The sequence below is a fragment of the Rhodanobacter koreensis genome, assembly GCF_054782855.1.
This window is the reverse complement of sequence record NZ_BAAGRR010000002.1, coordinates 173,616-185,537: the sequence shown is the minus strand read 5'-3', so window position 1 is coordinate 185,537 and position 11,922 is coordinate 173,616. Positions and strand designations below refer to the sequence as shown.

The following is an 11,922-nucleotide window of genomic DNA, read 5'->3' as shown; positions in this document are numbered from 1 at the left end:
GCTTGAACTGCACGATTCTAGTGGATCGCCGGGGAGTAAGGAGTTTTGTGGCTTTTCCCCGCTGCTGAACGACGCGCCGATGGGCCGTCACACGTCATCCTGGCGAAGGCGCCATTCATCCGAAACGTCATGCTGCTCCCGCGGTGTCATCCCACCCCGAAGCGCCATCCCGCCCCGAGGCGTCATCCCGGCGAAGGCCGGGATCGCATTGGCTCTTCCACCCCTCAGAAGCGATCCCGGCCTTCGCTGGGATGACGGCAAGATTCCATGAGGCTCCCGGGATTCATTGAGGCCCAGGATTCATTGAAGCCTCAAGACTTGAAGCCAAGGGAAGCAGGGGAACCTAGACCTAGATGCAGAGCGACAGATTCGTGCTGCCGACCACCCGCGTGCCCACTTCTTCGCCACGAACGAACGCCAGCGCCGCCTCGATCACTTCGGGCGCATCCAACACACGCCGATGGCCGAGTCCCTGCGTGGTGAGCAACCGCGCGCCGGGCCAGTACTGGGCGTAGCGCTCGCCCTCGCCCCACGGCACGTCGTCATCGTCGAGATCATGCACGATCAGGCCGGGCAAGCCCAGCGCGGGCAGATGGCGATGCACCTGCAACTGCTCGACGCTGACACCGGTGCGACGCAACAGCCACAGATAGAATGCTTCGCGCAGGTTTTCGCCCAGATGCACGAAGCGGAAGAAACGGCCCGCCGCCGCGGCCATGTCGACCGGCGGTGCCACCAGGATCAGCTTGCGCGCGTGCCACGCCTCGTCCTGCGCGAGGGTCACGGCAGCGCCGCCCAGCGAGTGGCCGATCGCCAGCGCCGCTTCGCCGTAGTACTGGCCGATGGCGTGCACGGTGTCGGTGAATTCCGGCAAGGTGCACAGCTTGCCGCTGCTGTAGCCGTGGCCGGGTTGGTCGAAGGTGACCACGGCGAAACCCTGCGCGCGCAGCTTCGCCACCCACGGCAGGAAACGCAGACCGAAGCTGGACCAGCCATGCGCCAGCAGCGCATAGGGCTGCAGCACCGGATCGCCCCAGACATAGGTGGCGATGGTTTCGCCGTTGACCTGCAGTTGACCATGCTGCATCTCGTCATCGCCCTGCACCGCCTGCGCGCGAGTGCGGCTGCTGGCGAACGGCGTGGCGAACAGACGCGCGGCACGGTTCACCGTGCGCTGCGGTGCCAGCCGACTGCCAAACGCAAAACCGGCACGCACGGTACCCAGCTTGAAGCGGGCGGCGAGACCGGGACGATTGCTCGCGGTGGTGGATTTGGAGGACATGGGGGATTCCTCAGGCTTGCCAGCTGCGCCAGAGTCGTTCGAAGGCCTGCGCGGCGCGTTGGCCGGCCTCGTCGAACCCGAACAACCCGGCGTCGTGGTGCAGGCCGAGCATCAGGGCATAGATTTCGAACGCGAGCTGGGCGGTATCGGTGTCGCTGCGCAGGTGCCCTTCGGTCACGGCCTGCGCGATGGCCTTCTGCAATCCACCGCGCCATTCAGCCTGCTGCGAAACCACTTTATCGTGCAGCGCACCATTTCGTCCATCGTATTCGCTGGCCGCGGAAAGCAGCACGCAGCCGCTCTGGTGTTCGCGCGCCCATTCGGACCAGTGGGCAACGATGGCGCGCAGCCGCGGCAAGCCACGCGGCTGCTTCAGCGCGGGCAGCAATACCTTGGCCGCAAAGCGCTGGCCGCCGGCATCGAGCACCGCCAGCTGCAGGTCCTCGCGGGAGCCGAAATGGGCGAACACGCCGCTCTTGGACATGTCCACGTCGGCCGCCAGCGTGCCGATGGACAGGCCTTCGAGGCCGTCCTTGCGGGCCAGGGCATAGGCGTGATCCAGGATCAGGTCACGAGTGGAGGCGCGTTTGCCGGGATGGGGTGCCGTCGTCATGGGCCATAAAATAGCACGATCGTTCGTGCATTTCATCAAGTCATGTAATTCGGCTCAGTGAAGCGCCCACCGGGTACGCGTTACGCGTAAGGAAAATGCGAAACCCTCCTAGTGACGTCATCCCGGCGAAGGCCGGGATCGCTCTTCAACGGCAGAGTCAGAAGGCGATCCCGGCCTTCGCCGGGATGACGACTTGGGTGGATGGGGCCTTTCGCTGGGATGACGATTTGGCTGGATCGGGCCTTTCGCTGGGGTGACGATTTGGGTGTATGAGGCCTTTGGCTGGAATGACGTCTCGGGCAGCTGGTGCCTTCGCCGGGAGGCGGTCCCAGGTAGATGCTGCTTCGCGTGATGACAGCATCCAACCCGCCGAAAGCTGAACGGGCTGGACGTCGGTGGTCAACACACCTAGTTCCGCTCCGTTATCGTCAACACAGCCGCGCCATGCGGTAACAACGGAGGAACCATGATGAACAGCCTGCCCCTGAAACTGGCCCTGCTCGCCGGACTCGGCCTGACCTTCGCTGGTGTCGTGTATGCACCGCCGGCCACGGCACAGGTTTCGGTCGGCGTCGGCATCAACGTCGGGCCGCCTCCGCCGCGCTTCGAGCGTGTACCGCCGCCGCGCGCGGGTTACGTGTGGGCGCCAGGTTACTGGCGCTGGGATGGTCGGCGCCATGTATGGGCCGGCGGCTACTGGATCCGTGCCCGCCCCGGCTACCGCTATCGTCCGGCGTATTGGGTGCACGGCCATCGCGGCTGGCGCTTCCACCAGGGTTACTGGGGCCGCTGATCATGCAAAACCTGGGAGGGCGGACAGCTGTCGCGAAAGCTTCCGCCCGGTGAAACCACGTTACACCGTTCTGTTACGCAACACCGCGACATCTCCTCTCAACCTTGACCAGGAAGATCACTGACCATGTCCATTCGCCTTGTTGCACTCGCTTCTCTTGTTGCCGTTACTGCACTTGCCGCTGGCTGTGTGGTGGAGCCGGCGCGTCCGGTCGTCTATGCGCGCCCCGCCCCAGCCTATGCACCCGCGCCCGGCTATGTCGAAGTGATCGCGCCACAAGCGCCGCCGCCGATGTTCGTGGAAAATGTGGAGCCACGACCGGGCTTTGTATGGGCCCGCGGCTACTGGCGCTGGGATGGCCGCCACTACGTAGCCGAACGTGGCCATTGGGAGCGGATGCGGCCCGGCTACCACTACGTACACCCGCACTGGGAACAGCGCCGCGACGGTTGGCACTGGCGCGTCGGTGTTTGGGCAGCCGGCTGACAGATCCCGTAACCTGGCTTTGTGGAAACGCCCCGCCTGCCGGGGCGTTTCCATCTTCGCTCTTGCCATCCACAGCGACGTCATGCCACCGCAGTAGACTCTGTCGTCACGACACCCGCCCGATCCATTCCCGATACGGAGCAACATTCCATGGTTCACCGCGTTGTTGCGTTTGCCCTGCTCGCTGGCGCCACTGCCCTTGCCGCCGGTTGCGCCGATCAACCGGGTCGGCCGCCGGTCGTGCATCATCCGTTGATGTATCGCACTTACGCGGGAGACGTAGTGGCACCGCGGGCGCCGCCACCGTTTGTCGTCGAGCCGGTCCAGATACGTCGCGGCTATGTATGGGCGCACAGCTACTCACGTTGGGATGGCCACGACTATGTGCCGGTTCCGGGCCAGTGGATACCTGAAAAGCCCGACTACCGTTATGTAGACGCGAGCTGGGAACAGCATCGCGATGGCTGGCACTTCCGCCCGGGCCACTGGGTATCCCTCTGAGCCGAACCTGATCCGGCTGCCATCCAGGATCTGCCCTGATATCTCACCCCATACGCCAACGACTTGTTGCGCCGCGTCACCATCCCATGGGGCGACGTATTAAACTTGACGCTTTGATTCATCGCCCCGGCTTCGATCGGGGCGTTGAGTTTCCGGCTTTCACGCCCTTTGACGGGGTCATCCCCAGCCCCGCCAATCCCTTGTAGGTGCCTCCGGCACCGTAAATCATGGAGTCACCGTTCCAATGATCTTTGAAACCATCGCCAAGACCGGCCACGAAGAAGTCGTGTTCTGCCACAACAAGGACGCCGGCCTGAAGGCCATCATCGCGATCCACAACACGGTGCTGGGCCCTGCGCTCGGCGGTCTGCGCATGTGGCCGTACAAGACCGAGCAGGAGGCGGTGAACGACGTGCTGCGCCTGTCGCGCGGCATGACCTTCAAGAACGCGGTAGCCGGCCTGAACCTGGGCGGCGGCAAGGCCGTGATCATCGGTGATCCGAGCAAGGACAAGTCCGAGGCACTGTTCCGCGCGTTCGGCCGTTTCGTCAATTCGCTCAACGGCCGCTACATCACCGCCGAGGACGTCGGCATCGACGTCAACGACATGGAATACGTGTTCCGCGAAACCGAGTACGTGACCGGCGTGCATCAGGTGCATGGCGGTTCAGGCGACCCGTCGCCGTTCACCGCGTTCGGCACCTTGCAGGGCCTGATGGCCGCGCTGCAGTTCAAGCACGGCAACGAGGACGTGGGCAAGTACAGCTACGCGGTGCAGGGTGCCGGCCACGTCGGCAGCGAATTCATCAAGCTGCTGCGCGAACAGGGCGCCAAGGTGTTCGTCACCGACATCAACAAGGATGCGGTGCAGCGTTGCGTCGACGAGCTGGGCTGCGAAGCCGTGGGCCTGGACGAGATCTACGACGTCGACGCCGACGTGTACTCGCCGTGCGCGCTGGGCGGCACCGTCAATGCGCAGACCATCGACCGCATCAAGGCCAAGATCATCTGCGGCGCGGCGAACAACCAGCTGGCCACCGACGAGATCGGCGACGAGCTGCAGCGCCGCGGTGTGCTGTACGCACCGGATTACGCAGTCAACGCCGGCGGCGTGATGAACGTGTCGCTGGAAATCGACGGCTACAACCGCGAGCGCGCGATGCGCATGATGCGCACGATCTACTACAACCTGGGCCGCATCTTCGAGATCAGCAAGACGCAGAGCATCCCGACCTACCTGGCTGCCGACCGTCTCGCCGAGGAGCGCATTGCCGCCATCGGCAAGATCAAGCTGCCGCACATGGGCGCGGGCACCCGCTTCCAGGGCCGCATGCGCGGTCAGTAAGCGACACGTTCGTCACGAAAAGCCGCCGTTCTTCGGCGGCTTTTTTTATTGGCCTGAAGCGCGCGCCCACCCGACTTCCCGGCCAACGCCCCCGACTGCGCTAAAATGGCGGCCTGCACACCCAAGGAGTTCGTGATGCGTCCGTTTCCGCTCGGAGAAGACATCGACCTGCTGCGCGACACCGTGCATGCGTTTGCGGAAAAGGAAATCGCCCCGCGCGCCACCCAGATCGACCACGACAACCTGTTCCCGGCCGACCTGTGGCGCAAGTTCGGCGAGATGGGCCTGCTCGGCATGACCATCCCGACCGAGTACGGCGGCACCGGCATGGGCTTCCTCGCGCACATGGTGGCGATGGAGGAGATCTCGCGTGCGTCCGGCTCGGTGGGTCTGTCATACGGCGCACACTCCAACCTCGCCGTGCAGAACATCTTCCACAACGGCAACGAAGCGCAGCGGCGCAAGTACATCCCGAAGATGTGCAGCGGCGAATATGTCGGTGCGCTGGCGATGAGCGAGCCGGGTGCCGGCTCCGACGTGGTCGGCTCGATGACCTGCAAGGCCGAGAAGCGTGGTGATGTGTGGATCGCCAACGGCAACAAGATGTGGATCACCAACGGTCCCGATGCCGACGTGCTGCTGGTCTACATGCGCACCGCGCCACGCCCGGCCGGCAGCCGCTGCATGACCGCCTTCATCGTCGAGAAGGGCATGAAGGGTTTCTCCACTGCGCAGAAACTGGACAAGCTCGGCATGCGCGGCTCGAACACCTGCGAACTGGTGTTCGAGGATTGCGAGATCCCCGACGAGAACCGCGTGGGCGAGGTCAACGAAGGCGTGCGCGTGCTGATGAGCGGTCTCGACACCGAGCGCCTCGTGCTGTCCGGGGGCCCGCTCGGCCTGATGCAGGCGGCGCTGGATCTGGTGCTGCCCTACGTGCGCGAACGCAAGCAGTTCAACGCACCGATCGGCACCTTCGGCGTGATGCAGGCGAAGATCGCCGACATGTACACCGCACTGCAAAGCTCGCGCGGCTTCGCCTACATGGTGGCGCAGCAGTTCGACAACGGGGTGAAGTCACGCATCGACCCGGCAGCATGCCTGCTCAACGCCTCGGTCAATGCCGTACAGGTGGCGCTGGAGGCGATCCAGACGCTGGGTGGCAACGGCTACATCAACGAGTTCCCGGCCGGCCGCCTGCTGCGTGACGCCAAGCTCTACGAAATCGGCGCCGGCACGAATGAAATTCGCCGCATGCTGATCGGGCGCGAACTGTTCCACGGCAAGGCCTGACCGCGCCGGGCGAAATGCAGCCGGACACGCATGATCGCAAGGCAGGCAAGCCGCTACCCGCCGATACGTACCGGCTTGTCCAGCCGCACCAGCAGGACATCGTGCTCTTTCATCAGGATCGGCTGACTGTCCTCCAGCGTGATCGGCTTGCCGGTCCACAGATCCTTGCCATGCTGTGTGCCTTTCAGTCCGAGTCGTGCCAGATCCAGATGGAACGGATGGGTGCTGTAGCGCTCCGTACCCAGGTTGAGTATGGCCACGGCCACACCGCCGCCGACCAGCGGCCGGGTCCAGACTTCCATTTCGCCGTCGGCATAGGCCCGCGTGCCCTGTCGACCGAGCGGATCCTGGTCGATCGCGATCACGTCGCGATTGGTCAGTACCGCGCGCACTTCGGGCGACATCGTCGACAGGTCGTTGCCGGCGATCAGCGGCGCAGCCATCATCGCCCACAGACTGAAATGCGCGCGGTTCTCGGGCATGGTCAGTTTGCGATCGCCCAGCTGGTTGCCGACCTCCAGCATGTCCGGGTCGTTCCAGTGCCCGGGCCCGGCGTAGGCCGCCAGTCCCGACTGTTGCGTCGCATTGGCGTGGATCGACATCCAGTCGAGGCTGACGTCGTCGGTGGTACGCCACAGATTGCCTCGAACCGCCGGGGATGCCCCCCACTCCCACACCGCATCCCAGCCGTACTGGCAGAGTGAATAGACCATCGGCCGTCCGCTCGCATCGAGCGCACGACGCATCTTTTCGTACGCGGCCTCCATCAGGCGCATCTGCCCGGCCGGGTTGCCGGGGTACTGAGCTTCCATCGCATCGTGCCGGAAACTGCACAGATCGTATTTGAGGTAGTCGATGCCCCACTTCGCGTAGGTACGCGCATCCTGTGCTTCGTGCCCGAGCGAGCCGGCGTAGCCGGCACACGTCTTGTCGCCCGGCGAACTGTAGATGCCGAGCTTGAGCCCCCTGGAATGGACATAGTCGGCCAGCGCCTTCATGTCCGGAAACTTCGCATTCGGGCGGATTTCACCGCTGGCGTCGCGTTTGCCCTGCCAGCCGTCGTCGATGTTGACGTAGACATAGCCCGCATCGCGCATGCCGCTGGCGACCAGGGCATCGGCAGCGGCGCGGATGTCCCTGTCGCTGACTTTTTCGGCGAAATGGTTCCAGCTGTTCCAGCCCATCGGTGGCGTGGCGGCAGTGATCGCCACTGCCTTGGCGGAAACGGCACCCAGCACCATCAAGGTTCCGGCAATGCAGGCAAACATCTTCATCATGGTCTCCTGTTGCAGCGGGAATCGCGATGCTCGAAAAGGATCGCACGCCCGCTGCTGTTTCCGGCCGACTCCCGCAAATGACGGTCGCTGGAACCGCTCACGCCACGTGATCCGGATCACTCAGCGTTTCCAGCCCACGGACCGATGCGGCCTCGGTGCGATGCATGTCGAGCACGAGCACTTCATTCTTGCCCTGATGCAGCCAGCTCGCCGGGCAATACAGTCGCTGCTGCGGACCGATGTGCCAGTAGCGGCCGAGCAAGTGGCCGTTGACCCACAGATAGCCCTTGTCCCATGCGCTCATGTCGATATAGCTGTCGCCCACCCCGTCGAGCACCAGCGTCGCCCGAAAGAACAGGCCCGGCCGCCAGACAGCGCCACGCAGTGGTCGCAAGCCGGCGAGCCATGCTTCATCCAGCGGCAGACTGTGCACATCCCAACCCTGCAGATCTTCCCCTTCCAGCCGGATACTTCCCACGATGCCCTTGCGGTCGGCCATCGCCGGGCCATAGCCGACATGACCGAAGCTGTCCACCAGAATCTCCAGCTGAGTTTCCGTGCTTGCGGCGGCGGGAAGATCGATGCGGTCGCCTGCGCGCAAGCCCGGATGCTGCATGCGCGACAGATAGTCGACATAACGTCCACCGCTGAACACCGTCGCGTAGTCGCGCATACCGTCAATGCGCAGCGCACCGCCACTGCCTTGGATCTTGCGCCGGTACAGCACCAGACCGTGGTCCTGTCCGAACAGCAGCTCGTTCGCCTGCGGTGCGGCGACATGCTTCGGCGGCGGCAGGTTGTCCCACAGCGATGCATGCGGCGTGGGCGTGATCGGCGCGAAGCGGATCGCCGGCGGCGTGGCCGGCACCCCGGGCAGTGACTGCTTCACGCTGGCGGCGATCAGCTGGCGGAACGTGTGGTAATCCGGCGTGGGTGCACCGCGCTCGTCGATCGGCGCACCGTAGTCGTAGCTGGTGATCACCGGCTGGAAGTGCGAGTAGTCGCCATCCGCGTTGGCGCCCGCGCCGAAACCGAAGTTGGTGCCACCATGCACCACGTACATGTTGAACGAACGACCTTGCTGCAGCAGCGAGCGCAGCGTTCCGGCGAAATCGCCGCGCGCGAAATCCTTGTCGCCCCAGTGGGTGATCCAGCCGGGATAGCCCTCGCCCATCCACACCGGCATTTCGCCGGCGATCGCCTGCGCACCGGCGAAATCGGTGTCGCCGTCCAGACCCAGCGCGGCGTCGGGCAGATACGTCTGCTCCTTGCGCACCTGGCCCAGTCCGTCGGAAATCGAGAACGGGCCATGCACGCCGTGCTGCTGCCATAGCGAACGAATCAGCTTGAGGTAGTCGAGGTCGTGACCGAACGAGGCGTATTCGTTCTCCACCTGCACCATCAGGATCGGCCCGCCGTTGGCCACCTGCAGCGGTGCGATCACCGGTGCAACGGCCGCGATGTAGCGATGCACCGCCGCCATGTAATCGGGATCGTCCTTGTCGCGCACGCGAATGTGCGGATGACGCAGCAGGTACGGCGGCAGGCCGCCGTAATCCCATTCGCCGCAGATATACGGGCCGGGCCGCAGGTACACCCACATGCCCTCGCTCTGGCACAGCCGGATGAAGCGCGCGAAGTCGCGATTGTCGGTCTTCAGGTCGAACACGCCGGGCTCCGTCTCCAGCGCATTCCACATCAGGTAGATGGAAATCGTGTTGAGCCCCATCGCCTTCGCCATGCGGATGCGCTGCGGCCAGTACTCGACGGGAATCCGGATCGGATGCATCTCACCGCTGCGGATCTGGAACGGCCGGCCATCAAGCAGGAACTGCTGTGCGGACAGCTCGAAGCGATGGCGCCGACCGTCCGGCATCTGCGTCGAAGCAGGGTGCGTGACCGGTGCCCCACGCACGCCGGCGCAGGCGGCTGCCAACGGAGTCAGCATGCTCAAGCGCAGGAAATCTCGTCTCAACATGGGATGACCTTCAATCGTTGATGGATAGCATGTGTCGCCTTTGCGATACCGTCATGCCTCGCAATGCGATGGTGCGCCCCAGTATTCATGGCGCGACGCGGGCGGCGTCAAGGCCGATGCTGCCACGCAGGACGAGATCGCGTGACGAATGCCCCACCTCCACCGTATAGCGCCCAGCGCTGATGCGCCAGCCGTCGGCGGCGACATCGAACACCGCGAACAGGCGCGGATCGATGGTCACGGATACCGCCCTGCGCTCACCCGGGCGCAGGAAGATCTTGTCGAAACCGGCGAGACGCCGCGGCGCCTCGCCGGTACCCGATGGCATATCGACGTAGACCTGCGGCGTATCCATGCCGGCGCGGTCGCCGTCATTGCTGACCTCGAAATGAACCACCACGCGTCCACCCTGTTGCTGCAGCTGCAGATACGCGTAGTCGAAATGCGTATACGACAATCCGTATCCGAACGGGAACAGCGGATTCAACCGCTGTCTGTCGTACCACTTGTAACCGACCGCGGCGCTCTCGATGTCATAGTCGACCGCATCGGCCCTGGTGATGCGCGGACGCGGCAATTGCCGCTCGTCGCGAGGGAACGTGATCGGCAGGCGCCCACCTGGATCGATGCGCCCGGTCAGCACGTCGGCCGTCGCCTCGCCGCCACGGGCGCCTGGGTACCATGCCTCGATCACTGCAGCCACCTGTGGCAACCATGGCATGCGCACCGGGCCACCGGTCTCGAGCACCACGACCGTATGCGAGTTGGCGGCAGCGATTGCGTCGATCAGCGCATCCTGGCGCCCGGGCAGCGCCAGGTCGGCCTGGTCGACGCCTTCGGCCGCCCATTGCGTGGCGAACACGATGGCGACGTCGGCCGACTTCGCCAGTGCCGCCGCACGAACCGGGTCACCGCCGTCGTCGTAGTCGATGCGCGTCTGCGGCAGGCGCTGCTGCAATGCCTTCAGCGGCGACGAAGGGTCGTAGACGATCCAAGGCGACGCGCTGTCGTGCAATTCCGGATGGACCGGCTCGATCGCGGGTCCGCCGATCGGCCAGACCTGCGCAGAACCGCCGCCGGAAAGCATGCCGGCGTTGGCATGTCCGCCGATCAGCACGATGCGCCTGACGCCGGCGCTCAGCGGCAACTGCGCGGATGCGTTCTTCAGCAATACCAGCGCCTGCTCGGCTGCATCCCGCGCGACCTTCGCATCGGCATCCGCTCGTGGCACCGGCACGTGGACCTGTGCGAACAGGCCGTTCGCCATCATCGAATGCAGGATGCGTCGCGCCATGTCCTGCAGACGGCTATAGGGAATCTCATGATTGGCGATGGCACGCATCAGCGGGGCGCCGAAACTGCCGTCGCCGTTCTCACCGTCGGCGATATCCTCACCCGAGACCTGGTCCACTCCGGCCAGCGCATCGGACACGCCGTGGTCGGCGCCCCAGTCGGTCATTACCCAGCCCGGATACTTCCAGTCGCGTTTGAGCACGTCGTTCAGCAGGTGGGCGTTCGAGCAGTCGTAGATGCCGTTGACCTTGTTGTAGCCGCACATCACGGCGCCCGGATGACCCTGCTCGATCGCCAGCTCGAACGCGAACAGGTCGGACTCGCGCATGGCGCGTTCGTCGAGATTGGCGCTGAGTGTGAGGCGATGGGTTTCCTGCGCGTTGAGTAGGTAGTGCTTGACCGTGGAGATCACATGCCGCGACTGGATGCCGCGAATTTCCGCACCGGCGATCGTGCCGGCCAGCAGGGGGTCCTCGCCGAAGTACTCGAAGTTGCGTCCGTTGCGCGGATCACGCGCGAGATTGACCCCGCCCGCCAGCAGCACGTTGATGCCCTGCGCACGCGCCTCACCGGCGATCATCGCGCCACCTGCATAGGCCAGCCGCGGGTTCCAGGTCGCAGCCAGCCCCAGCGGCGACGGCAGCGGCGTGGCCTCGCCGGCCTTGCCTCGAACGCCGACCGGCCAGCCGCGCGCATCAACGCCGATCGGATAGTTGTTCACACCGACGCCGGCATCGTTCTCCTGCAGCGCCGGAATGCCGTAGGCCGGCAGCGCCGGCACATAGCCGGCGGCACCGACGCTGCCGGGCGGCTGCCGCGGCAGGCCCATCATGGCGTAGCTCTGCACCAGGCGATGCAGATCGTCCGGCGTCATCCGCTGCAGGATCTGCTCCACGCGCGGGTCGGGATCTGCCTGCGCCGAAGCCGGTAGCGAGGTAGCGAACAGCGAAGCCGTGGCCAGCGCCGATGCCAGGATGCCGATGCTGCAGCCACGCCTAATCGGTCGCGGTCGATGCATTCTCCCTCCAAGAACCTGTCTTATTCCTGCCGTCACCGGCCTT

10 protein-coding genes are annotated in these 11,922 nt (G+C 64.9%); 5 read left to right on the top strand and 5 right to left on the bottom strand.

Features of this window, described 5'->3' with window-relative positions; translation table 11 throughout:
* Positions 1-349: 349 nt before the first annotated feature.
* Complete coding sequence (locus ACYVKM_RS06560; RefSeq protein ID WP_460876808.1) at positions 350-1,282, bottom strand: alpha/beta hydrolase; 933 nt, start codon at positions 1,280-1,282, stop codon at positions 350-352.
* A gap of 10 nt (positions 1,283-1,292) precedes the next feature.
* On the bottom strand, positions 1,293-1,895 hold the full coding sequence (locus tag ACYVKM_RS06555) for a TetR/AcrR family transcriptional regulator (RefSeq protein ID WP_460876807.1): 603 nt from the start codon (positions 1,893-1,895) through the stop codon (positions 1,293-1,295).
* A gap of 469 nt (positions 1,896-2,364) precedes the next feature.
* Here ACYVKM_RS06555 and ACYVKM_RS06550 point away from each other — a divergent pair, with 469 nt between their 5' ends.
* The 5 genes from ACYVKM_RS06550 (at position 2,365) to ACYVKM_RS06530 (ending at position 6,313) form a co-directional block, all read left to right on the top strand.
* On the top strand, positions 2,365-2,688 hold the full coding sequence (locus ACYVKM_RS06550) for a YXWGXW repeat-containing protein (RefSeq protein WP_460876805.1): 324 nt from the start codon (positions 2,365-2,367) through the stop codon (positions 2,686-2,688).
* Positions 2,689-2,814: 126 nt separating this feature from the next.
* Positions 2,815-3,174 carry a YXWGXW repeat-containing protein gene (locus ACYVKM_RS06545; RefSeq protein ID WP_460876804.1) on the top strand — a complete coding sequence of 120 codons (360 nt, stop codon included), beginning with the start codon at positions 2,815-2,817 and terminating at the stop codon, positions 3,172-3,174.
* Between the two features lie 150 nt (positions 3,175-3,324).
* Entirely contained in the window at positions 3,325-3,675 is a 351-nt protein-coding gene (locus ACYVKM_RS06540) for a YXWGXW repeat-containing protein (protein ID WP_460876802.1), read from the top strand.
* Between the two features lie 244 nt (positions 3,676-3,919).
* Positions 3,920-5,020 carry a Glu/Leu/Phe/Val dehydrogenase dimerization domain-containing protein gene (locus tag ACYVKM_RS06535; RefSeq protein ID WP_460876800.1) on the top strand — a complete coding sequence of 367 codons (1,101 nt, stop codon included), beginning with the start codon at positions 3,920-3,922 and terminating at the stop codon, positions 5,018-5,020.
* Between the two features lie 135 nt (positions 5,021-5,155).
* Positions 5,156-6,313 (top strand): isovaleryl-CoA dehydrogenase, encoded by a 1,158-nt coding sequence (locus ACYVKM_RS06530; RefSeq protein ID WP_460876798.1) that lies wholly within the window; start codon positions 5,156-5,158, stop codon positions 6,311-6,313.
* A gap of 53 nt (positions 6,314-6,366) precedes the next feature.
* Here the strand turns inward: ACYVKM_RS06530 and ACYVKM_RS06525 are convergent, their stop codons facing one another.
* The 3 genes from ACYVKM_RS06525 to ACYVKM_RS06515 form a co-directional block, all read right to left on the bottom strand.
* Entirely contained in the window at positions 6,367-7,587 is a 1,221-nt protein-coding gene (locus ACYVKM_RS06525) for a glycoside hydrolase family 27 protein (RefSeq protein ID WP_460876796.1), read from the bottom strand.
* Between the two features lie 100 nt (positions 7,588-7,687).
* Positions 7,688-9,568, bottom strand: a complete 1,881-nt coding sequence (locus ACYVKM_RS06520) for a beta-galactosidase (protein WP_460876795.1) — start codon at positions 9,566-9,568, stop codon at positions 7,688-7,690.
* Between the two features lie 85 nt (positions 9,569-9,653).
* Positions 9,654-11,879 carry a beta-glucosidase gene (locus ACYVKM_RS06515; protein ID WP_460876793.1) on the bottom strand — a complete coding sequence of 742 codons (2,226 nt, stop codon included), beginning with the start codon at positions 11,877-11,879 and terminating at the stop codon, positions 9,654-9,656.
* Positions 11,880-11,922 lie beyond the last annotated feature (43 nt).

Excerpts from the sequence above, each read along its gene's own strand:
- ACYVKM_RS06560 (WP_460876808.1), bottom strand. The coding sequence starts at position 1,282 with ATGTCCTCCAAATCCACCACCGCGAGCAATCGTCCCGGTCTCGCCGCC.
- ACYVKM_RS06555 (WP_460876807.1), bottom strand. The coding sequence starts at position 1,895 with ATGACGACGGCACCCCATCCCGGCAAACGCGCCTCCACTCGTGACCTG.
- ACYVKM_RS06550 (WP_460876805.1), top strand. The coding sequence starts at position 2,365 with ATGAACAGCCTGCCCCTGAAACTGGCCCTGCTCGCCGGACTCGGCCTG.
- ACYVKM_RS06545 (WP_460876804.1), top strand. The coding sequence starts at position 2,815 with ATGTCCATTCGCCTTGTTGCACTCGCTTCTCTTGTTGCCGTTACTGCA.
- ACYVKM_RS06540 (WP_460876802.1), top strand. The coding sequence starts at position 3,325 with ATGGTTCACCGCGTTGTTGCGTTTGCCCTGCTCGCTGGCGCCACTGCC.
- ACYVKM_RS06535 (WP_460876800.1), top strand. The coding sequence starts at position 3,920 with ATGATCTTTGAAACCATCGCCAAGACCGGCCACGAAGAAGTCGTGTTC.
- ACYVKM_RS06530 (WP_460876798.1), top strand. The coding sequence starts at position 5,156 with ATGCGTCCGTTTCCGCTCGGAGAAGACATCGACCTGCTGCGCGACACC.
- ACYVKM_RS06525 (WP_460876796.1), bottom strand. The coding sequence starts at position 7,587 with ATGAAGATGTTTGCCTGCATTGCCGGAACCTTGATGGTGCTGGGTGCC.
- ACYVKM_RS06520 (WP_460876795.1), bottom strand. The coding sequence starts at position 9,568 with ATGTTGAGACGAGATTTCCTGCGCTTGAGCATGCTGACTCCGTTGGCA.
- ACYVKM_RS06515 (WP_460876793.1), bottom strand. The coding sequence starts at position 11,879 with ATGCATCGACCGCGACCGATTAGGCGTGGCTGCAGCATCGGCATCCTG.